This window comes from Pseudomonas sp. GW101-3H06 (assembly GCF_059424605.1).
Window position 1 is genome coordinate 2,853,120 of sequence record NZ_JBWKZO010000001.1, and the last position, 22,676, is coordinate 2,875,795.

General features: G+C 59.9%; 18 protein-coding genes. 7 read left to right on the top strand and 11 right to left on the bottom strand.

What is annotated here, in order from left to right; all coding sequences use genetic code 11:
• Positions 1–40: 40 nt before the first annotated feature.
• On the bottom strand, positions 41–1,336 hold the full coding sequence (locus tag AC07ZE_RS13190; protein WP_207265193.1) for an OprD family porin: 1,296 nt from the start codon (positions 1,334–1,336) through the stop codon (positions 41–43).
• Positions 1,337–1,557: 221 nt separating this feature from the next.
• On the opposite strand from AC07ZE_RS13190, the gene AC07ZE_RS13195 reads away from it, so the two are divergent.
• Positions 1,558–2,178, top strand: a complete 621-nt coding sequence (locus tag AC07ZE_RS13195; protein ID WP_095195009.1) for a TetR/AcrR family transcriptional regulator — start codon at positions 1,558–1,560, stop codon at positions 2,176–2,178.
• 115 nt (positions 2,179–2,293) lie between these two features.
• On the opposite strand, the gene preA is transcribed toward AC07ZE_RS13195, so the two are convergent.
• The 3 genes from preA to hydA all read right to left on the bottom strand — a co-directional run bounded on the left by preA (position 2,294) and on the right by hydA (position 6,475).
• A complete protein-coding gene (gene preA / locus AC07ZE_RS13200; RefSeq protein ID WP_207265194.1) occupies positions 2,294–3,568 on the bottom strand; it encodes an NAD-dependent dihydropyrimidine dehydrogenase subunit PreA in 1,275 nt (424 codons plus the stop codon).
• Positions 3,569–4,936 (bottom strand): NAD(P)-dependent oxidoreductase, encoded by a 1,368-nt coding sequence (locus AC07ZE_RS13205; RefSeq protein WP_207265195.1) that lies wholly within the window; start codon positions 4,934–4,936, stop codon positions 3,569–3,571.
• Between the two features lie 99 nt (positions 4,937–5,035).
• Positions 5,036–6,475 (bottom strand): dihydropyrimidinase, encoded by a 1,440-nt coding sequence (gene hydA, locus AC07ZE_RS13210; RefSeq protein ID WP_207265196.1) that lies wholly within the window; start codon positions 6,473–6,475, stop codon positions 5,036–5,038.
• 552 nt (positions 6,476–7,027) lie between these two features.
• On the opposite strand from hydA, the gene AC07ZE_RS13215 reads away from it, so the two are divergent.
• From AC07ZE_RS13215 to AC07ZE_RS13235, 5 genes are all read left to right on the top strand, one after another.
• Positions 7,028–8,512 carry an NCS1 family nucleobase:cation symporter-1 gene (locus tag AC07ZE_RS13215; protein WP_207265197.1) on the top strand — a complete coding sequence of 495 codons (1,485 nt, stop codon included), beginning with the start codon at positions 7,028–7,030 and terminating at the stop codon, positions 8,510–8,512.
• A 142-nt stretch (positions 8,513–8,654) separates the two neighbouring features.
• Positions 8,655–9,938, top strand: coding sequence for a Zn-dependent hydrolase (locus AC07ZE_RS13220; protein ID WP_207265198.1), 1,284 nt, complete (start codon positions 8,655–8,657; stop codon positions 9,936–9,938).
• 218 nt (positions 9,939–10,156) lie between these two features.
• The gene (locus tag AC07ZE_RS13225) at positions 10,157–11,239 is read left to right on the top strand and encodes an RHS repeat-associated core domain-containing protein (protein WP_207265199.1); all 1,083 of its coding nucleotides are present in this window, start codon (positions 10,157–10,159) and stop codon (positions 11,237–11,239) included.
• 117 nt (positions 11,240–11,356) lie between these two features.
• Positions 11,357–12,853, top strand: coding sequence for a helix-turn-helix transcriptional regulator (locus tag AC07ZE_RS13230; RefSeq protein ID WP_207265200.1), 1,497 nt, complete (start codon positions 11,357–11,359; stop codon positions 12,851–12,853).
• A 186-nt stretch (positions 12,854–13,039) separates the two neighbouring features.
• Positions 13,040–13,291 carry a DUF1652 domain-containing protein gene (locus AC07ZE_RS13235; protein WP_207265201.1) on the top strand — a complete coding sequence of 84 codons (252 nt, stop codon included), beginning with the start codon at positions 13,040–13,042 and terminating at the stop codon, positions 13,289–13,291.
• Positions 13,292–13,739: 448 nt separating this feature from the next.
• On the opposite strand, the gene AC07ZE_RS13240 is transcribed toward AC07ZE_RS13235, so the two are convergent.
• Both AC07ZE_RS13240 and AC07ZE_RS13245 read right to left on the bottom strand, forming a co-directional pair.
• A complete protein-coding gene (locus tag AC07ZE_RS13240; RefSeq protein WP_207265202.1) occupies positions 13,740–14,507 on the bottom strand; it encodes an SDR family oxidoreductase in 768 nt (255 codons plus the stop codon).
• 44 nt (positions 14,508–14,551) lie between these two features.
• A complete protein-coding gene (locus tag AC07ZE_RS13245) occupies positions 14,552–15,619 on the bottom strand; it encodes a phosphotransferase family protein (RefSeq protein ID WP_207265203.1) in 1,068 nt (355 codons plus the stop codon).
• Between the two features lie 191 nt (positions 15,620–15,810).
• Between AC07ZE_RS13245 and AC07ZE_RS13250 the strand changes: the two genes are divergently transcribed.
• Positions 15,811–16,206, top strand: coding sequence for a DUF4280 domain-containing protein (locus AC07ZE_RS13250; protein ID WP_207265204.1), 396 nt, complete (start codon positions 15,811–15,813; stop codon positions 16,204–16,206).
• Positions 16,207–16,269: 63 nt separating this feature from the next.
• Here AC07ZE_RS13250 and AC07ZE_RS13255 read toward each other — a convergent pair whose 3' ends face one another.
• The 5 genes from AC07ZE_RS13255 to tssH all read right to left on the bottom strand — a co-directional run bounded on the left by AC07ZE_RS13255 (position 16,270) and on the right by tssH (position 22,674).
• Complete coding sequence (locus AC07ZE_RS13255) at positions 16,270–16,812, bottom strand: toxin-antitoxin system YwqK family antitoxin (RefSeq protein ID WP_207265205.1); 543 nt, start codon at positions 16,810–16,812, stop codon at positions 16,270–16,272.
• Between the two features lie 12 nt (positions 16,813–16,824).
• The gene (locus tag AC07ZE_RS13260) at positions 16,825–18,834 is read right to left on the bottom strand and encodes a type VI secretion system Vgr family protein (protein WP_207265206.1); all 2,010 of its coding nucleotides are present in this window, start codon (positions 18,832–18,834) and stop codon (positions 16,825–16,827) included.
• A gap of 40 nt (positions 18,835–18,874) precedes the next feature.
• Complete coding sequence (locus AC07ZE_RS13265) at positions 18,875–19,414, bottom strand: hypothetical protein (protein WP_207265207.1); 540 nt, start codon at positions 19,412–19,414, stop codon at positions 18,875–18,877.
• A gap of 74 nt (positions 19,415–19,488) precedes the next feature.
• Positions 19,489–20,082 (bottom strand): hypothetical protein, encoded by a 594-nt coding sequence (locus tag AC07ZE_RS13270; protein WP_207265208.1) that lies wholly within the window; start codon positions 20,080–20,082, stop codon positions 19,489–19,491.
• A gap of 48 nt (positions 20,083–20,130) precedes the next feature.
• On the bottom strand, positions 20,131–22,674 hold the full coding sequence (gene tssH / locus AC07ZE_RS13275) for a type VI secretion system ATPase TssH (protein WP_207265209.1): 2,544 nt from the start codon (positions 22,672–22,674) through the stop codon (positions 20,131–20,133).
• Positions 22,675–22,676: the final 2 nt, after the last annotated feature.

Genomic DNA, 22,676 nt, shown 5'->3' on the forward strand with positions numbered 1-22,676 from the left:
ATTCGGCCAAACCTGATAGCAGTTGCCCGATAAGACACCCTTACAACAACGAAATCGGATAACTGATGAAAAGCCGGTTTTCATCGAATTCGTTGGTACTGAAGTCTCTGCGAATGCTCGCGTTGCGCCATTTGACGTTGAGATTTTTCAGCGCGCCGCTCTGCACCGTATAGGCCAGTTCCGACTCGCGGCCCCATTCCTTGCCATCGGTGATGGTGCCGGTGTGCACGTTGTCGCCACTGATGTAGCGGTTCATCAGGGTCAGGCCGGGAATGCCAAGAGCGACGAAGTTGTAGTCGTGGCGCACTTGCCAGGATTTTTCCCGGGCGTTGTCGTAGCTGGCGTTGTAGCTGTCGTTGGCCAGGGTGCCACCGCTGGTGCCGTTGACCCGCATCCAGACATCGTCGCCACTGAGTTTTTGCAGGCCGACATAGAAGGTGTTGCCGCCGTACTTGGCCGAGAGCAGGGCGAAGGCGGTCTTGTTGTCGAGGTCGCCGGCCAGGGCGCTGCCTTCCTCCTTGCCGATGAAATAGCCGAGATTGGCGCCGAAGGTCCAGTCGCCGAGGGGCTGGCTGTGGCTGAGGTTGAAGTACTGCTGCTGATAGATGTCGCTGAGTTCGGCGTACCACACACCGACCTGGGTGCGCTTGTCGTTGAAGGCGTATTCGCCCCCACCGAAGTTGAAACGGTCTGAGGTGAACGCCGCTTTGCCGTTCATGAACATGTCTTCCATGCTCGCATCGTTGCGCGGGCTGTTCTGCCGGAATTGGCCGCCGTAGAGCGTCAGGCCGCTGATTTCCGTGGAGGTCACCTGACCGCCACGGAAGGTTTGCGGCAATGAACGGCCATCGTCGGAGCGCAGGATCGGCAGCACCGGCATCCATTCGCCGACCTTGACTTCGGTTTTCGAAATCTTGCCCTTGAGCGCCACACCCAGGCGGCCGAAATTGTCGGCGGGGCGGCCGTCACCGTGGATCGGCAGCAGCTGCGTACCGCCCGTGCCTTTGCCGCCATCGAGTTTCTGCGAGTAGAGCCCCAGCACATCCACACCGAAGCCGACTGGACCCGGGGTGAAACCGGACTTGGCATCGAGGATGAAGTTCTGCGTCCACTCTTCAGCTTTGCCCTGGGGGTAGGCCGGGTTGGTGAAGTTGCGGTTGAAGTAGGCGTTACGCAGGTTCAGCGTGGCCTTGGCATCATCAGTGAACCCCTCGGCCTGGCTGGTCATGGGCAGGGCGAAGGCGAGGCTGCTGCAACCGATCAGGGTCAACGTGTGACGGCGGGGGGAGGAAGGGCGTGGACTGCGGGCGGACGGATTTCTGGCGAGTTTGCTCACTGTGGTGCTCCATTTTTCTTGTTTTTATTATTTGTTATACGTCGTCGTACAACATTGGGGCGATTATTTGCGGGGATTTTCGGGGTTGTCAATCAGAAGTTATACGATGACCTGATGGTTTCTGGGGTGAAGACAAACCGGTGGGAGCGGTTTGCTTTCCCCTGTCGCCGCGACGTAGAGCGGATGCTAGTCTTGTTTAACGCTGAAACAAGGGAGCCCACATGGGCAATCACAAGATTGAGATTCGTCGCAGTAACGTCGAGAAGATTCTGTTGGGGGCCGAGAAAGTCTTCGCCGAAAAAGGCTTCGGCAGCACCGCCATGGCCGACATTGCCGCCGAGGTAGAGCTGCCGCGCTCTAACCTGCATTATTACTTCAGCACCAAGACCGAGCTGTACAGCGCCGTGCTGTTAGGCCTGCTGGAAGTGTGGAAACAGGACGCGCTGTGCTTCGAGATGTTCGACGACCCGCGCGTGGTACTCAGCAGCTACATCCGCGCCAAGATGAACCACTCACGCAGCCGCCCCTACGGTTCGAAAGTCTGGGCCAACGAAATCATCCACGGCGCGCCGACCCTGGGCGAGACACTGGACGCGAGCCTGTACGACTGGGCCAAGATGAAAGAAGCGAAGATCCGCCAGTGGGTGGACGACAAACGCATCCTGCCGGTGGAGCCGTCAAGCCTGCTGTACATGATCTGGGCCTCGACCCAGCACTACGCAGACTTTGATCACCAGGTGAATATTCTTAATGATCACCAACCGCTGTCGGACATGCAGTTCGAGCGGGCGGTGCAGACGGTGACCAGTGTGATTTTGCGGGGGATTGGGTTGGAGCCTTGAGGCGGTCGGTGCCGTTGCCGACCTCTTCGCGAGCAGGCTCGCTCCCACAGTTGAAATGCATTCCAATGTGGGAGCGAGCCTGCTCGCGAAAGCGCCCGATCAGACTCCGCTGAACTCAGACCGCGACATGGTAGGGATTGCGCGGATCATGATTCCAGTCCAGAAACGGCTTGCCGGTGTCCACCGGCACCATCTCGATACAGTCTTGCACCGGGCAGGTGATCTGGCACAGGTTGCAGCCCACGCATTCCTCATCGATCACTTCATAGGCATGCGTGCCATCGGCCTTTTTCACACTGGCCACGGCCTGGTGCGAGGTGTCTTCGCAGGCAATGTGGCAGCGGCCGCAACCGATGCAAGCCTGCTGGTCAATCTTCGCAATCACTTGATAGTTGATGTCCAGGTACTTCCAGTCCGTGGTATTGGCCACCGCCCGCCCGGAAAACGCTGAAATGCTGGCGTAGCCTTGACTGTCCATCCAGCGCGACAGGCCGTCCTTCATCTCCTCGACAATCCTGAAACCATGCAGCATCGCCGCCGTGCACACCTGCACCGAGCCGCTGCCCAGGGCGATGAATTCCGCCGCGTCGCGCCAGTTGCCGATGCCGCCGATGCCGCTGATGGGCAAACCCTGGGTCTGCGGATCGCGGGCGATCTCGGCGACCATGTTCAGGGCTATCGGCTTGACTGCTGAACCGCAATAGCCGCCATGGGTGCTCTGACTGCCGACCATCGGATTGGCCACCATGCGCTCCAGGTTGACGCTGGTGATCGAGTTGATGGTGTTGATCAGCGATACGGCATCGGCGCCGCCACGGTGCGCCGCGCGGGCGGCGACGCGGATGTCGGTGATGTTCGGCGTCAGCTTGACGATCACCGGCAGCGAACAATACATCTTGCACCAACGGGTGACCTGTTCAACGTACTCCGGTACCTGGCCGACCGCCGCACCCATGCCGCGCTCCGGCATGCCATGGGGGCAACCGAAGTTCAGTTCGATACCGTCGGCGCCGGTGGCTTCCACCAGCGGCAGGATGTGTTTCCAGGACTCTTCGACGCAGGGCACCATCAACGACACGATCAACGCACGGTCCGGCCAGTCCTTTTTGACCTGGGTGATTTCCCGCAGGTTGATCTCCAGCGAGCGGTCGGTGATCAGCTCGATGTTGTTAAAGCCGAGAACCTCTCTGTTAGCTCCGAAGTGCGCGGAATAGCGCGACGACACGTTCACCGCCGCGGGATCTTCCCCCAGGGTTTTCCAGACCACGCCGCCCCAGCCGGCCTCGAAGGCGCGGACCACGTTGTAGGCCTTGTCGGTCGGGGGCGCGGAGGCCAGCCAGAACGGGTTGGGGGACTTGATGCCAGCGAAGACAATCGACAGATCGGCCATTTACGCAGCCTCCACGTTGAGCATCAGTTGAGCATGAATGGCCTCGGCGGCCCGCTTGCCGTGTTGCACCGCTTGCACGGTGAGGTCCTGGTCGAGGCTGGTGCAGTCGCCACCGGCATATACGCCAGGGATGCTGGTTTGCAGCTGTTCGTCCACCAGGATGCGATCGCCCTGGCGCTTGAGCTCACGGGCCAGCGGGTCTGCGAGGGCGCTGTCGTCGAAGGTCTGGCCGATGGCTTTGAAGATCGCGTCGGCAGCCAGTTCGAAGGTTTCGCCGGTGGTTTGCAGGCGACCGTCAACCAGATGTGTGCGAGCGAAGCGCATGCCGCGTACCTGACCCTGGTCATCGAGCAATACTTGCTCCGGCTGTGCCCAGGTCAACAGGCGTACCTGATTGGCCTTGGCGATGTCCTGCTCGTGGTGGGTCGCGCCCATGTCTTCGAGGCCACGGCGATACACCAGGTTGACGTCATGGGCGCCGAGGCGAGCCATTTGCACCGCCATGTCGATGGCGGTGTTGCCGGCGCCGAGTACGATGCAGTGGTCTGCCAGTGGTAGCTGAGTCAGGTCATCGGCCTGGCGCAGTTCGCGGATGTAATCGGTGGCGGCCATCAGCCCGGGCGCGTCTTCATGGGGTAGGCCCAGCTGTTTGCTGGCTGCCAGGCCGAGGCCGAGGAACACCGCGTCGAATTGTTGATGCAGATCACTGAGGCTCAGGTTGTCCCCGAGTTTTTGCCCATGGCGGATTTCGATACCACCAATTTCCAACAGGAAATCCAGCTCCTTCTGTGCGTAGTCATCCACCAGCTTGTATTTGGCGATCCCATATTCATTGAGGCCGCCGGCCTTTTCCCGAGCCTCGAAAATCACCACGTCATGCCCGTGCATGGCACTGCGATGGGCGCACGACAGCCCGGCCGGACCGGCGCCCACCACGGCAATGCGCTTGCCGGTGTCGGCGGCACGGGTGAACGGGTGCTGGCTGAAATGCGCGTTGTCCACGGCGTAGCGTTGCAGCAGACCGATCAACACCGGCGCGCACTCATGGGCGTTGTTGCGCACACAGGCTTGCTGGCAGAGGACCTCTGTGGGGCAGACCCGGGCACAACTGCCGCCGAGGATGTTGGCCGAAAGGATTTTCTGCGCCGCGCCCTGGACGTTGTCCTGGTGGATGTTGCGGATGAACGAGGGAATATCGATCTCGCTCGGGCAGGCATTGACGCACGGCGCGTCGTAGCAATACAGGCAGCGCGAGGCTTCCAGATGGGCCTGCCGGTCATTGAGCGGCGGCGCCAGGTCGGTGAAATGGCCGGCGAGGGCGGCCGCGTTCTCGTAGGGGTGCGGGAGATGGGTCAGGGTCTTGATCACGGTTTTTGGCCTCACGGTGATGGAGGTTATGCCTCTGGTGGGCATTGAGTTTTTGTGTCGCCTGGGCGGGCTTGCTCGCGAAGGCCGAAGGCCTCGATCTCAGCGCTTCACGGCAACCGGCTGATTCAACTCGGCCCGCTTGCTCAACAAATCAAACACCGCCGGATACGCCGGCCGTTCGATATAGCGCCCGGCCCCACGCTCGGCCCGCAGGTCGCCATCGGCCCAGACCACCCGGCCCTGGCTGATGGTGTGGCTAGGCACGCCGCGTACGGTCTTGCCTTCGAAGATGTTGAAGTCGACCTGCTGGTGATGGGTCTTGGCCGAAATTGTCCGGGTGCCTTGCGGGTCCCACAGCACCAGGTCGGCATCGGCGCCCACGCGGATCGCGCCTTTGCGTGGGTAAAGGTTGAAGATCTTCGCGGTGTTGGTGGAGGTGAGGGCGACGAAGTGCTGCATCGACAGGCGCCCGGTGTTTACCCCTTCATCCCAGAGCACGGCCATGCGGTCTTCGATGCCGGCCGTGCCATTGGGAATCTTGCTGAAATCGTCCTTGCCGGCGGCTTTCTGCTCGGCGCAGAAGCAGCAATGATCGGTGGCGGTGGTGTGCAGATTGCCCGCTTGCAGGCCATGCCACAGTGCGTCCTGATGGCCGCGCGGGCGGAAGGGCGGGCTCATCACGTAACCGGCGGCGGTCTGCCAGTCCGGGTGTTGATAGACGCTGTCGTCCAGCAGCAAATGCCCGGCCAGCACTTCACCGTAGACCGGTTGGCCCTTGGCGCGGGCGTAGGTAATTTCGTCGAGGGCTTCCTTGGTCGAGACATGCACCAGGTACAGCGGCGTGCCCAGGGTTTCGGCGATGCGGATCGCCCGGCTCGCGGCTTCGCCTTCGACCTGGGAAGGGCGCGACAGTGGATGCGCTTCCGGCCCGGTCATGCCCTGGGCCATCAGTTTGCGTTGCAGGTGATAGACCAGCTCGCCATTTTCCGCATGCACGGTGGGCACCGCTCCCAGTTCCAGGCAGCGCTCGAAACTCGCCACCAGGGTGTCGTCGGCCGCCATGATCGCGTTTTTGTAAGCCATGAAATGCTTGAAGCTGTTGACCCCGTGATGGATCACCAGCTCGGCCATTTCCTCGCGGACCTGCTCGCTCCACCAGGTGATGGCGACGTGGAAACCGTAATCGGCAGCGGATTTCCCGGCCCAGCCGCGCCATTGATGGAAGGCTTCCATCAGGGATTGCTGAGGGTTGGGAATCACGAAGTCGATGATCGAGGTGGTGCCACCGGCCAGACCCGCCGCCGTGCCGCTGAAAAAGTCTTCGCTGGCCACGGTGCCCATGAAGGGCAGCTGCATATGAGTGTGAGGGTCGATGCCACCGGGCATCAGGTATTGGCCACTGCCGTCGAGCACTTCGGCACCAGCGGGTATGTCGAGGTCTTCGCCGATGGCCTTGATCACGCCGTCTGCGCAATACACATCGGCGCGATAACTTTCATCATGGGTAATAACGGTGGCGCCACGAATCAACAGAGACATTCCGGATTCCTCGCAGGCATGACCGACTGATGCCGGTTCTAGATGTTTTTATAGGTGGCCATCATCAACAGGGGTATTCCTGTCAGTGCTGTCAGGAATAAACGCTAGCTGCTGTTACGGGAATCAGCAAGAATATTTTTTATAAGCTTATTACTGTTTTAACTTATTGATAATTAACGAATTAAACTAAAAATCACCAAAATGGTGAGGCGGCTCACCATTTTGACGCACTTGACAGGTTCGAAATATGGTCAAGATTTTCTATGTGAAATCAGCTGTTTGAGCATGGTCTATGGTTGATGCGCGACGTTTGAAAAAAGCTCGACGCACCAGATTGAGTCCGGACCGTTCGGACAACTGGCCTGGCATTCGGCCTGAGTGGCATGGCAACTCGCCGAGGACTCAATGGTTTTACAAATAAAACTGATGAATATCAGTTGCTTAGCAAATGTTTATGGAACTGCCCGATGCACAAACGGGGTGCCCGGCATGCTTATTGATGCCGCCATCCCCTGATGAGCAAAAAATAATTCAAAGAACAGTGGAGCGGCCATGCAACAGATCAGATCGCAAGTGACCGAGCGCGACGGCTTGTTCGAGCTGGAAGCCGGCAGCGATGTCCTCGACAGTCCCCGTTACAACCACGACATGGCACCGACCAAGGTGCGCGAACGAACCTGGAACAAATGGCACATCACCGCGTTGTGGGTCGGCATGTCGATCTGTGTGCCGACCTATACCCTCGGCGGCGTACTGACCGCGTATTTCGGCCTGAGCGTCGGCGAAGCGCTGTTGGCGATCCTGTTCGCCAATATCATCGTATTGATTCCCCTGACCCTGAATGCCTTTCCCGGCACCAAGTACGGTATTCCGTTCCCGGTATTGCTACGTTCGTCGTTCGGCATCCTCGGTTCCAACATCCCGTGCCTGATCCGCGCCCTGGTGGCGTGTGGCTGGTTCGGCATCCAGACGATGTTCGGCGGCCTGGCCATTCACTTGTTTCTGGGTTCGGTGTTCGAGGGGTGGAAATCCTTGGGTGGCACCGGTGAAGTCCTGGGCTTCATGATGTTCTGGGCGCTGAACCTGTGGGTGGTGATCCGCGGCGCCGAGTCGATCAAATGGCTGGAAACCCTGTCCGCGCCGTTGCTGGTGGCCGTGGGCGTGGGGCTGCTGGTGTGGGCGATGCCCAATGTCTCGATGACCGAGTTGCTGGCGATACCGCCCAAGCGTCCTGAAGGAGCCAGTGTGGTCAGTTACTTCGCCGCCGGGTTGACCGCGATGGTCGGCTTCTGGGCCACGTTGTCGCTGAACATCCCGGACTTCAGCCGCTACGCGAAAAGCCAGAAGGACCAGATCGTCGGGCAGATCATCGGCTTGCCGCTGACCATGTTCCTGTTCGCCGCGCTGGGCGTGGTGATGACCGCCGCCTCGGTGAAACTGGTGGGCGTGACGGTGTCCGATCCGGTGACGCTGATCGGTCATATCCAGAGCCCGGTCTGGGTCGCGCTGGCCATGGCGCTGATCATCATCGCCACGCTGTCTACCAACACCGCGGCCAACATCGTGTCGCCGACCAACGACTTCCAGAACATCGCGCCCAAGGCGATCAACCGGACCAAAGCGGTGATGCTCACCGGTTTCGTCGGCCTGGCGCTGATGGGGCATGAACTGCTGAAGAAGCTTGGGCTGATCGTTTCGGACATCAGCCTGGAAACCGTTTACTCCAACTGGTTGCTCGGCTATTCGAGCCTGCTGGGGCCGATTGCCGGGATCATGGTGGTGGACTATTTCCTGATCAAGAAACAGCAGCTGGACCTTGCCGGCCTCTATCGCGATGACGTGTACCCGGCGTGGAACTGGAACGGCTTTCTCGCTTTCGCTGTGCCGGTGGTGCTGACGCTGTTGTCGCTGGGCAGCGATGCGTTCAGCTGGTTCTACAGCTACGGCTGGTTCACCGGCTCGGCCCTTGGCGGGCTGATTTATTACGGGTTGTGCGTGATGCGGCCCAGCCCATCGGTCGCGAAATCGGCGGTGTGAGTACTGGCCCCTTCGCGAGCAGGCTCGCTCCCACAGGGGGAACGCATTTCAACTGTGGGAGCGAACCTGCTCGCGAAGGCGATGGTGCAAACACCAAAGAATTGCCTGAACAAACACATAAGAACAGCCTGAGGAGATCCCCATGAACGCAGCCGTAGACGTTCTGCAATCCAGCCATCAGCACATCAACCGCGATCGCTTGTGGCAGTCGCTCATGGAGCTGGCCAGGCTCGGCGCGACGGTCAAGGGCGGTGTCTGTCGCCTGGCCCTGACTGATCTCGACCGCCAGGCCCGTGATACGTTCGTGAAGTGGTGTGAGGAAGCCGGCTGCACCGTCAGCATCGACGCCGTGGGCAATATCTTCGCCCGTCGTCCCGGGCGCAATCCGGATCTGCCGCCGGTGATGACCGGCAGCCACATCGACACCCAACCCACCGGCGGCAAGTTCGATGGCTGCTTCGGCGTGCTGGCCGGCGTCGAAGTGCTGCGCACCCTCAATGACCTGGGCATCGAAACCGAAGCGCCGCTGGAAGTGGTGGTGTGGACCAACGAAGAAGGCTCGCGCTTCGCCCCGTGCATGATGGGCTCCGGCGTATTCGCGGAAAAATTCACCCTGGAAGAAACCCTGGCCAAGGTCGATGCCGAGGGCGTAACGGTCGGCGAGGCCCTGAACGCCATCGGCTATGCGGGGCCGCGCGCGGTCAGCGGTCATGCGGTGGGCGCCTATTTCGAGGCGCACATCGAGCAAGGGCCTATTCTCGAGGACGAACGCAAAACCATCGGCGTCGTCATGGGTGCCCTCGGGCAGAAATGGTTCGACCTGAAACTGCGTGGCGTCGAAGCCCATGCCGGTCCGACCCCGATGCATCTGCGCAAGGATGCACTGGTTGGCGCTGCGGTGATCGTGGGTGCCGTCAACCGTGCGGCGCTCGGTCATCAACCCCACGCCTGCGGCACCGTCGGTTGCCTGCAAGCCTATCCCGGTTCCCGCAACGTCATCCCCGGCGAAGTGCGCATGACCCTGGACTTCCGGCATCTGGAACCGGCACGGCTGGACTCGATGATCGCCGAGGTCCGCGAAGTCATCGAAACCATTTGCGAAGAGCATGGCCTGACCTACGAGCTGACACCCACTGCCGACTTCCCGCCGCTGTACTTCGACAAGGGCTGCGTCGAAGCGGTACGCGGTGCCGCGCAAGGGCTGGGCCTGTCGCACATGGACATCGTCAGTGGCGCGGGACACGACGCGATCTTCCTCGCCGAGCTCGGCCCGGCCGGAATGATCTTCGTGCCGTGCGAAGGCGGCATCAGCCACAACGAAATCGAAAACGCCGCACCGGATGACCTGGCGGCGGGGTGCGCGGTGTTGTTGCGGGCGATGCTGGCGGCTTCGGCAGCGATTGCCGACGGTCAGTTGGCTGCTTGAAAAAGCAAAAGATCGCAGGCTGCGCTAGCGCCTGCAACGACCGCGTGCTCGCGTGCAGAACGTGTCCACGCGATCTAAAATAGTTGGCGCAGCCTGCTGCTTTTCTTCTGCTTTTACTGAAGTTTCCCTGCGCCACTAGCAGTTCTGATAGTAGGCAACGACCAATAAATACTCGATGCTGAAGCTCTTGTTTATGTGCTTTTCATGGAGTTCACAGGATGCCTATGCCACCACTGGAAACCTTGTGTACCTACGCCTACGACGCTCTCGACCAGCTATCCACATGTGCCTTTTCCAGGCAGGAGAGCATCCAGCGCTTTTACTGCAAAACGCGCCTGACCACTGAAGTTCTAGGCTCTGTACAACGCAGCATCATGCTGCACGAAGGCCAGCCATTGGCGCAGCGTCAGTGCGAGGGGGCCAAGGTGGACACTACTTTGCTGGCGACTGATCAACAACGTTCGGTATTGCACGCAGTCACTGCAGCGTCGCATAGTTTCAGCGCTTACACGCCGCATGGCCATCGCCCATTGAATGGCTTGCTCAGTCTGTTGGGGTTCTGCGGCGAGCGGCCAGATCCGGTGACCGGACATTATCATTTGGGAAATGGTTATCGACCGTTTAATCCGGTGTTGATGTGTTTTATCTGTCCGGACAGTTTGAGTCCGTTTGGGGAGGGTGGGTTGAATGCGTATGCGTATTGCGGGGGAGATCCTGTCAATCGGGTGGATCCGACGGGGCATGCGTTTGTACCAAAACCGACGGGAGTAACAGCCAAGAGGACGGTGTTGGGAGTATCCCAAAAGTCCAAAACCATCTCCCGGCCACTGGCAACCAGCGGTGACATGGCAGAGGGTGCAAGTTCATCGTCTCAAAATGTGAGTAAGGCGAAACTAAAAAGATTAAGACATAATGAGCGCCAGCGAAAGTATTATGCGCAAATAAAAGAGCGTGTAGATACTATTCAAGCCAATGAAGCCTCGCAGCAAAATCAAAGTTATTACAACGTCAGTAATGATCTTCGTGATTTAGAATTGAGTAAGCAGGCGTATGAGCATGCGCAACAAGGATATGGTTTTAAGACGGTGCCCGACCCAACCCAACGACATGTGTGGATAGATCCGATGGGCAATTCTCTTCTGGACGTTGCTCATTTCGACGCAACGATATCTCACTTCAGAAATTTAGCAAATCAAAGTGTTGGTGGTCGGTCATATAGAGCGGTTTATCGGCTACAAATTTCTCGCGCCCAGTACATTAAAAATTTTACACCGATTGATTTAATGGCTGTTCGACAGTAGATGAGCTTGTTTGCGAGCAGTTTCATAAACCGATGTTGTGAGCACTATCATCCTCCACCGTGGTCGACATCTTCACAGGTCGGCGCTTGAATGCGCCGTCGCCCACGGGGAGAACCAATGAGCCAGGACGTCCTGACCACTGAAACCAGTCGCCGCCAGTTGCAGCAGATCATCACCGGGCTGTCCGACGGGGTGATTCTGCTGGAGCTGGATCAGACGATTGTCTGGGCCAATGATGCCGCGCTGGCCATGCATGGTGTGACGCGGATTGGCGAGCTGGGGGCCGATGCCGAGGACTATGTCCGGCGTTTCGCCTTGCGCTATCGCAACCATCACCCGGTGCCGGTGGACAACTATCCGATTCACCGCGTCGCGCGTGGCGAGACCTTCAGCGATGTGCTGGTCGAGCTGACGCCGGCCCATGACGAAGAACGCACCTGGGTACACCGCGTGCGCAGCCTGGTGGTGACCGACAGCCACGGTGAGCCGGAGTCCCTGGTGTTGATCATGGACGATGTCACCGACTGGGCCAGCGCCGAGCAGCGCTTCGAAAAAACGTTCGCCGCCAACCCCGCACCGGCAGTGATCTGCCGGCTCAGCGACCTGCGCTACATCAAGGTCAATCCCGGTTTTCTCGAAATGACCGGTTATGCACGGGATCAGGTGATCGGCAGCTCGACTTACGAGCTGGACGTGCTGGATCAGGCTGACAACAAGGACCTGGCCAAGCAACGCTTGCGTGAAGGCACGACCATCCCGCAGATGCAGGCCGAACTGCGGATGGCGGATGGCGGCAACAAGCAAGTGATCGTCGCCGGCCAACCCCTGGAGCTTAACGACGAACCCTGCATGCTGTTTTCCTTCGTCGACATGGAGCCCCGGCGCAAGGCCGAAGTCGCCCTGCGCCAGAGCGAAGAACGCTTTGCCAAGGCGTTCGGCCTGACACCGGTGCCGATCCTGGTGTGCAGCGCCGATGATCAGGTGGTGCTGGATGTGAATGAGGCGTTTCTCGACACCCTCGCGTATCCCCGCGAAGAGGTGCAGGGCAAGACCATCGCCGAGATCGACTTCATCCATGACAAAGGGGCGAGGGCAAGGCTGTTCACGGCACTGGAAAAATCCGCAAGCCTGGATCGCATTGATGTTCGCGTGCGTAAAAAAAACGCCGAGGTGATTGATTGCGCCGTGTCGGCAGACACCGTCAACATTCAGGACAATCCTTGCTATTTGCTGGTGTTGATGGACATCACCGAGCGCAAACGCACGGAGCTGGAGTTGGTGGCGGCTATCGAAGAAGTGATGAAAGACGCTTCGTGGTTCAGTCGCACGCTGATTGAAAAACTGGCCAACGTGAAGAATGTCAACTCGCCGCAACTGCCCAGTGTGTCCTTCACTGACCTGACCGTTCGCGAGCGCGAAGTGCTGGAGCTGATCTGCGAGGGCCTGGCCGACAAGGAAATCGCCGCGCGACTCAAGCTTGCGCCGAACACGGTGCGCAATCATGTGGCGACGGTCTATTCCAAGCTCGATGTGCACAGTCGCAGTGAGGCGATCGTCTGGGCGCGCGATCGTGGGTTGTTCGCCGGGGCAGGGCGCTCCAGGGGCCAGCGGTAAGGTGCAAATGCACCAGGTGCCATAGTGCAAATGGACGTTTTGGCAGGGGGCGATGGCTCTTAGGCTGAAAGCGTGCGAACGGGGATCCATGGATCTTCCGCGTGCGATTTACGAAGCCGCTCAAGGATCAGCCATGTACTCCCTATCCATCGTGTTTGCCGTCCCTTGCCACGAGGGTCAATCGCAATGATTCACCTGGCGCAACTGCGGCTGCAACTGGAACGCAGCTTTTCTCCCCTGGCCTGCGAATGCACCCTCACTGGTGATCATTCGTTGACCGTGAAGCTCTACCATCCGGTGTCGGGGCAGGTGGACCTGGTGGTCAGCGGATTGAACGTGTCAGCGCTCAACACCCATGAAGCAGTTCTCACGCTAATCGAGGAACTGCGCTATGAAATGCAGAGCACCACCCTGCATCGACCCGATCCCGTGCGCTAGTTTTTGTCGGTTTTGATTATTGGCAGGGCCGCACAACTGGCAAATTCAGCTTTTCTGTAAGCAACCCGTGAACTTTTTGGCAGTGTTTTGTTGTCACAAACTTGTCGATCACTTATCGCGGGTCATCCTATGAAAAGTCTTGGGAAACGCGTTTTCACTCCTGTTGCGCTCTGCGCCGTGATTCTCGGTGGCTGTTCCAGTCCGCCACCACCTCCACCCGTCGCGCCACCCCCTGCGCCTGAAACGACTTGTCAGGCCTCCGATAGCACCCAGGTCATGGGCGATATGCGCGCCGAAGGGCAGGTGACGCGCGAGACCACCGTGACCCGGTGTGTCACGCAATAGCCTATGCATTAAAGCAGCGTCGCAGCTAAGGCTGACACTCACCCTGTGGCGAGGGAGCAAGCGCCCTCGCCACACAGTTATTTGTTGCCAGTGCTATCGTGGATCAGGACAGGAAGCCACCATCGACGTTCAGCGAAACGCCGGTGGTGTAGCTCGACGCGTCGCTGGCCAGGTAAAGCACCGCACCGGCCATTTCGCTTGGATCCGCCACGCGCTTGAGCGGAATCTGCTGCAGCGCGGTGTTCAGGATGGCCTCGTTCTTGACCAGTGCCGAGGCGAATTTGGTGTCGGTCAGGCCCGGCAGCAGGGCGTTGCAGCGGATGCCGAACTGCGCGCATTCCTTGGCGAATACCTTGGTCATGTTGATCACGGCAGCCTTGGTCACCGAATAGATGCCCTGGAACACACCCGGCGAGACGCCGTTGATCGATGCGACGTTGATGATGCTGCCACCGCCGTTCTCGCGCATCAGCTTGCCGGCTTCCACCGACATGAAGAAGTAGCCGCGAATGTTCACGTCGACAGTCTTCTGGAACGCGCTCAGGTCGGTATCCAGCACGTTGCAGAATTGCGGGTTGGTTGCCGCGTTGTTGACCAGGATGTCCAGGCGCCCGAACTGTTCCTTGATGCCGGCGAAGACCTGGCTGATCTGCTCCATTTCACCGATATGACAGGCGATGGCCGTGGCTTTGCCACCCGCGGCGATGATGGCATCGGCCACGTGCTGGCAGCCGTCGAGCTTGCGGCTCGAAACGATCACATGGGCACCTTGCTGCGCCAGCAGCTTGGCGATGGCTTCACCGATGCCGCGGCTGGCGCCGGAGACGAAAGCGATCTTGCCGTCGAGGTCGAACAAGTGAGTCTTGGACATGGGGTTCCCTTATGAAAAGTCTTGTTATGAAGCCAGGGGCGTAATCAGAGATCGGACGTCTGGATGACTTGCAGGCTCATCTGCTCCAGCAGTTTGTTCATGTGAATGAACTGCGCGAAGCGTTTGTCCTGGGTCTGGCCATGGTAGAAGCGGTAGTAGATCTGCTGCACGATGCCGGCCAGACGGAACAGGCCATAGGTGTAGTAGAAGTCGAAATTGTCGATCTGGATGCCGGAGCGCTGGGCGTAGTAATCGACGAACTCTCGACGGGTCAACATGCCTGGTGCGTGGCTCGGCTGGCGGCGCATCAGTTGCACCGGCGCCGGGTCCCCGGCTTCGATCCAGTAGGCCAGGGTGTTGCCCAGGTCCATCAGCGGGTCGCCGAGGGTGGTCAGTTCCCAGTCGAGCACACCGATGATCTGCATCGGGTTGTTCGGGTCAAGGATCACGTTGTCGAAGCGGTAGTCGTTGTGCACGATGCTGGAGGTCGGGTGATCGGCCGGCATCTTGTCGTTGAGCCAGGCTTTCACCGCTTCCCACTGCGGCGCGTCCGGGGTCAGGGCCTTTTCGTAGCGATCGCTCCAGCCTTTGATCTGCCGTGCCACGTAGCCTTCGGGCTTGCCCAGGTCGCCCAGGCCATAGGCGTTGTAGTCGACCCGGTGCAGCTCGACGAACTTGTCAATGAAGCTCTTGCACAGCGCTTCGGTTTTCGCTGAATCGAGGCCCAGCTCCGGGGGCAGCTCGGAGCGCAGAATGATGCCCTTGACCCGCTCCATCACGTAGAACTCGGCGCCGATCACCGATTCATCGGTGCAATGCACATAGGCTTTCGGGCAATACGGAAAGCCGTCGCGCAATTGATTGAGGATACGGAATTCGCGCCCCATGTCATGGGCGGACTTGGCCTTGTGGCCGAACGGCGGTCGACGCAGGACGAACTCCTGTCCGGGGTATTCGAGCAAATAGGTGAGGTTGGACGCACCGCCCGGAAACTGACTGATCTGCGGCAGGCCGCTGAGGCCCGGAATGTGCGCCTTGAGGTATGGATCGATCAGACTGGCATCGAGTTCTTCGCCGGAGCGGATACGGGTGGACTGGTCAGTAAGCGCCATGCTTATCCCTTCTGCTTATTTTGGAGGCCAGACATCATTGGCTAATCTAATGGCGCGCCTTGAGCGCCACAAGTGCGACACGGTCTTATAGGTTAGCGTGTTGCCGGATAATCAGCGTTCCTGATGTGTGAGAATCGGTCTCGGGGGCTATGGTTGAAAGGGGCTGATGGTTTCCAGGAAAGAGGTGTGACATGGGTTGTCCGCAAGTGTGCGCCAGCGCCACCCTGCAATGCAGCTTTGGCGCCGCGCCGGCAGTGCTTAACGTGTTGCCGGTCAATCGTACGCTGACTGGCGGGTTGCCGGCGGCGAACATCATGGATCACATCCCATTGGTGAATGTCACCACGTTCGGCATGTGCATGAGCCTGGCCAACCCGACGGTTGCCGCCGCGACTGCCGCGGCGCTCGGGGTGCTGACGCCGATGCCGTGCGTTCCGGCGACCGCAACGCCGTGGATTCCAGGAGGCCCGCCGACCGTGCTGTTGGGCAGCATGCCGGCGCTGGATGCCAACAGCACCTTGATGTGCAACTGGGCCGGGGTGATCAAAATCGTCATGCCGGGGCAGATGCAGATGCTCATTCCTTGATTTTTTGCGGGTACAGCATTCACCGAAAATGTTGATCGTGCCGGCCTCTTCGCCACAACAGATTCAGGTCTGTGCCGGATCGTTCCAGCGCCGAAACCACCAGCGCACCCTTGAGATCGGCTTGCCCTCGACATCCAGCGGCCGCCCATCGCTGGCGTAGCCTTGTTCCGGCTCGATCAGTTGCCCATTGAGGTAGTGGGCCTGCACCGCCGGTTTGCCATTGGGATGAAAACGCTGATAGCGCCCCTCGCGAACGCCATCGCGATAGAGCTCGACTTCGGCCAGTTGCCCTTCGGGGAAGTAATTGAACGCCTCGCCATCCAGCAGCCCGCGACGGTAAGAGGCCTTGCGTTGCAGCCAGCCTTCGGGGGCGTAGAAGCTGGCGACACCTTGCAGTTTGTCCTGTACGAAAGGCAATTGCGCCGAGAGCTTGCCATTGGGGTGATAGAGCAGGGTCGTACCTTGCAGTTCGCCCTGGCTGTAGTGCAAATCGGCCTGGGCGCGACCGCCATCCTTGATGTGCAGCGCGCCGTCGAGTTGTCCGTCGAGCAAGTGACCCTTGAGCTGTTTATCGTTCTGCTGCACATCCAGCGGCGTTATGGCCATGGGCGCTCCCTGTCAGTTGACTTGCACCAGACCGCCCTTGATGGTCAGCATGCCGCCACCATCCACGGTCTGCGAAGCGGCTGCCTTGTTGGTCAGGCTGATGCCGGCATCGTTGGTCATCGTGGTGCCGGCCTTGTTTTCCAGCGATGTTCCGGCCTGATTGCTCAACGACGTCCCGGCTTTCTGACTGATCGAGGTGCTGGCCTGGGCCGCCAGGTCGGCGCCGCTCTTGATCGTGAAACTGCCACCGCTTTGCAGGGTCAGGGTGCCGCTCACCTTGATGGTCAGGTTGCCGTCCACTGTCAGGCTGTAATCGCCGGTGACCTTGTGCGCGTAATTGCCGCCGGTGCTGTGGTTCTGGTCGGCACCGACCTTGACGGTGCGGCTGTCCTTGACGTCGAGAGTGTCGGTGCCGGTCTGGATCGTCACACTCCGATTGCCTTTCTCCAGGGTCACGGTTTCGTCACCGTCCTTCACCGTCCGGGTACGCGCGTTTTGCACCGTGAGGGTTTCGTCGTGACCGACTGTGGCGGTGGTGTCGTTGAGCACGTTGATCTTCAGATCTTTCTGCGCCTGTAAAAACACCTCTTCGGCGTCTTTCTTGTCTTCGAAGCGCAACTCGTTGAACCCGCCGCCGCCCTTGGACGACTGAGTCTTGATCCCCGATTGCGTCTGATTGGCAGGCAAAGCGTAGGGCAGGGCGTTGTCGCCGTTGTAGACGCAACCGGTGACCAATGGTCGATCCGGATCGCCGTCGATGAAGGTCACGATCACTTCCTGGCCGATGCGCGGCACGAATTGCATGCCGAAACCCTTGCCGCTCCAGGGCAGCACCACGCGCACCCAGCAAGAGCTGGTCTCGTCATTTTTGCCATCGCGATCCCAGGGAAACTGCAACTTGATTCGACCGTATTCGTCGGTCCAGATTTCCTCCCCGGACTTGCCCACCACGACCGCTGTCTGCGGATGCATTCGCGGCTTTAGCGTGGTGCGCGATGGACGAAAGGGCGTGGCCTTGGGGATAGCCTCGAAACGGTTTCGATAGTTTTCGTGGCTGACGTCATGGGTCACCCTCGTGACCACCCAATCAATGTTCAGTGTTGAGTCATCGTGCCCGGCGAGGGTGAACCAATGCCCCGGCACCAGCCAACGGCAGTCGCTTTCGCCGACAAAACGCTTCTCCTCACTGCGCAAGCCATCCACCCGCTGTTTGGTCAGCGCATCGCCACGGGCCTTGGCGGTGTAACCGCCCGGATGCTCATACAGCGAGCGTGGCCCGGCCACCGCTTCGGCCTGGGCGTACAGCGAGGTCGTCGGGGTGGTGAATTCGTAATCCGTCGCTCGATACACCCCGGCTACCGCCTGTACACACACCTGGCCCGCGCGAATGCCGTGCAGCTCGCGCTCGCCCGGTTGCTGGCCAAAGTAGTTGACCTTGGGGCCGTTGGGAATCGGCACAAACGCATCGTTGCTGTCGCCCAGCACCAGCGTGTGCTTGCCATCTTCGTGGGTGAAAAACCAGAAAATCCCGTCGTCCTGCAACAGCCGCGAGATAAAGCTGAAATCCGTTTCGCCGTACTGCACGCAATACTCGCGCGGGGTGTAGCTACCGGTGAGTGACAGTTTGAAGTCGGTAAAGCCGTGGGCCTTGAAAATCGTGGTGACGATGTCCGAGGTGCTGAGGTTCTGGAACACCCGGTTGTTGCTGGCCAGGGTCAGCCACCACAGCCATGGTCTTAAAACAAGCTGATAACGCTCGGCGGTGGCATCGGCGGGGAGTTGGCGGATTTCGGCGACCAATGCATCCAGCGGGCGGGCCTGGGCATCGTTATGCAAGGTGGTGGTGACATGGCTGGCGATGGCCGGGCTCAAGGCGAGCGAAGCGCCGTCGTTGAGTCCGTTGAGGGTGTGTGAACCGAGGGCGTTGAGCCATTCTTCGCCGGACAGCGACTCAGGGTAAAGCGCCGACAGCGAGGTGGCGGCGAGGGAGAGGGTGGTGTTGCTGTCGATGGTGCGGGGCATGACATTTCCTTCGTAGACCGGTCTGCGCCGATCTGGCGATTCAGTAAATGTTTGCGACGGTCAGGCAACTGCTGCAAGGGGTCAGATACGAACCGTATTGATCGCCGACGGCAACGTAGGAGCGAAGGACGGCCTCATCATCGGAATTGGGGAAGCCATAGAGAGACAGCTGCAAGATGTCATCGCCATAGGTATGCAAGGCACTGACAATCTTTTTCTCGGCACACCCCGGATTCGGGTATTTGCTGATGTCCTTCAAGGTGGTGGTACAGGCATAAATACCTGACTCGAAAGAGTACCCGGCTTTCTTCACCGCGAACTGTGTGACCTTGTGCAACCACTTGGTCACCCCATAAGCGCCGGCGATAGTCTTTATGTTTTTTTGCAGATCGGGTGAAACAGCGACGTACCAGTATTTGGCCCGCGAATAGCACACCGCGATAACCCCGGGCTTGGTCACGCCGTTGAGCTTGAACAATCCCGCGAGAGCCACGGCCACTTCGTAGGATTCATCTTCCGGGCCCTGGAGCCCACCGTAATGTTTGCTGAGCAGGTCTTTGGTCGTATTGGCGAGTGGCATGATCAGTTCCTTGTCTTGAGTGGACAGACTGACGGCTTTTGACCGGGATCACGTGTGTTACAGCTGGGCTTCATTTAACCGCGATGATTAAAGAGCTCGAGGTTCTTGATGAGTTCTTCAAGCATGTTCTGAATCTCCGGACCTGTGGTGGCTTGTCCGTTTCTGTAAACCATGAAATCGCTTGGGAGCAGGATGCGGGGAGCCTTGACGTTGACAGCGCCCTCCAGGTCCATATCGAGTCCCTTGATGGGGAATCCGGTAATAATGGGTGGCTTTACACCCAGGACCAGAAAGTTTTCCCGCGGGGTTTTCAGGCTGAGCTCTTTAGCCAGTTGATCGGATTGGCACGTCAGAATGATCGCTATTTCGGCCTTGGGATGGCGCGTCAGGGCACCTTGGTACTTCTCCAGGGCAGGACGGGTCGCTCCATTATTGAAGGCCCAGCGTTTCTCACCCAGGAATCCGAAAATCTCGACGTGTGGGTCCAGGACGGGAGAGGAAAGCTGCTGACGCAGATTAATGATTTCGGCTTCTCGATCATCATCGTCGCGTTTGAAGTACGGGTTTTCGATCCGGTCAAACGCGTAAATCTTTGGCGTTGATCTATAGGAAACATATCGTCTGCCGGGTTGAGTGAGTACGCGCCTTGTGAATTGCCTTGAGAACATGGTCTGAACGTCCTTTTATCTTTTAAAAGCCATAGTGTTCGTGGAGTTTCACTCCAACACCCACTCCGCCAACTTCCCCGTCACCTGCGTCATCAACACATTTTCAACATCCCGGGCACCCGCTGCGCTGCACTTGGCCAGCACCGCCTGCACAATCCCTGCATCGAACTCAAACGGCTTGCCGGTCGCGGCCTTGTAGCGCCCGCGCAGTTTCTCAAGCTTGGCTAACACAATGGCTTCCAGTGTCGTTTCATCCAGCGGTCGGTACGCCACCACCGTCATGCGTGCCAGAAAGGCCGGGCGAAACGCCTGCAGCAACGCCTTGTGCAGGGCTTCGTTGAAGGCGTCGGTGCCGAGCTGCGCCACCGGCGTGTCGAGCAGCAATTCAGCGCCGACGTTACTGGTGGCGAGCATCACGGTGTTTTTAAAGTCCACCACCAGCCCGGTGCCGTCCTCCATCACGCCCTTGTCGAACACGTTGTAGAAGGCTTCGAGTACGTCCGGGTGGGCCTTTTCGATTTCGTCCAGCAGTACCACGCAATAGGGTTTGCGCCGTACCGCTTCGGTGAGGACGCCGCCGCTGCCGTAGCCGACGTAACCGGGTGGTGCGCCCTTGAGCTGGCTGACGGTATGGGCTTCCTGGTACTCCGAAAGGTTGATGCTGATCAGGTTGCGCTCGCCGCCGTACAACGCATCGGCCAGCGCATAGGCGGTTTCGGTTTTGCCGACGCCGGTGGGGCCGACGAGCAGGAACACGCCGACCGGTTTTTGCGGGTCGGTGAGCCCGGCGCGATAGGCTTGCAGGCGTTGCGCGATGGTGTTCAGCGCGATGCTTTGGCCCATCACCCGCTGGCCCATGCGCTGGCCGACGGTGCGCACGGCATGGGCTTCGTCGGCGAGCATTTTGCCCACCGGGATACCGGTCCAGCCGGCAATCACCGCTGCCACGGTTTTGGTATCGACCTGCTCCGGCACCAGCGGATCGTCCTGGCGAATCGCGTCGAGCCCGGCTTCCAGGCGCAGCAGTTCGGCGGCCAGGTGATCGATGCGGGTGTCGGTGGCTTCGTCAGGTTTGTCGCTGTCGGCGCGCTCGCTCAAGGCCAGCAGTTCACGGCGGGTGTCCAGCAGTTCGCGCACCGCCACCCGCTCTTCGCCCCAGCGGGTCTCCAGTTCGCGAATGGCCTGTTCGTTGCTCAGCGATTCGCCTTCGAGCCCGGTGATGCGTTCGCGATGGTCGAGCCCGGTGGCCTGTTCCCGGCGCAGGCGTTCGACTTCGTCTTTCAGACTTTGCTGGCGGTGGCGCAGGCTCTCCAGCGGGGGCGGCACGTCGTGCTGGCCGAGGGCGACCCGGGCGCACGCGGTGTCGAGCACGCTGATGGCCTTGTCCGGCAACTGGCGCCCGGAGATGTAGCGGTGCGAAAGCTTTACGGCTTCGTGAATGGCCGCGTCCAATACCTGCACGCCGTGATGCTCTTCCAGTTTCGCGGCAACGCCGCGAAGCATTTCCACGGCGGTGGTTTCGTCCGGCTCTTCCACGTGCACCAGCTGAAAACGCCGGGCGAGGGCCGGGTCTTTCTCGAAGTATTTTTTGTATTCCAGCCACGTGGTGGCGGCGAGGGTGCGCAACTCACCACGGGCCAGCGCCGGTTTGAGCAGGTTCGCTGCGTCGCTGCCGCCCTCGGCACCACCGGCACCGATCAGGGTGTGGGCTTCGTCGATAAACAGAATGATCGGTTTCTCGGCACTGCGCACGGCATCGATCACGCCTTTGAGCCGCTGTTCGAACTCGCCCTTGACCCCGGCTCCGGCCTGTAACAGGCCCAGGTCGAGTACTCGCAAGGTGACGTCCTGCAGCGACGGCGGGACATCGCCGGCGGCAATGCGCAGGGCCAGTCCTTCGACCACGGCGGTCTTGCCGACGCCCGGTGCGCCGACCAGGATCGGGTTGTTCTGCCGGCGCCGCAGCAGGATGTCGATGCACTGGCGGATTTCGCCATCGCGACCGACGATCGGGTCGATGCGCCCGGCGTGAGCGTCGGCGGTCAGGTCCTGGGTGTACTGATCGAGCACCGGGTCTTGCTTGGGTTGTGCACTGTCCTTGGCGACAGTGCGCACAGCGCCCACATGTTCGCGTGACTTTTCCGTCCACTCCAGCAGGTTGGCGCGCAGCGCTTCACGGGGAATGCGCAACAGCGATGACGCGCTGTTGAGCAGCAGGCTGCGGCGCTCGTCGCGGTCGATCAGCGCCAGCAGCAGCAGTCCGGAACGGATGCTGTCCAGACCCAGCACACTGGCCTGGACCACGGCGTCCTCCAGCAGGCCGAGGGTATGGCTGGAAAGCGCCGGTGTGCGGGTGCAGCCGGACTTGAACAACTCCAGCGCCTTGTTGATTTCGGCGCTCAAGGCATCCCGCTCCAGGCCGAAGCGCGGCAGCAGCAAGGCAAAATCGCCTCCCTCGATATCCAGCAGCTCCAGCAGCAGGTGTTCAATTTCGACGTAGTGATGACCCCGTTGCAGGCAGCGTTGCGCAGCCCGTTCGAGCGCGCGGCGGTTGTCTGGGTTGAGGCGTCCGATGAGGCTGGCGAGTTCCATGT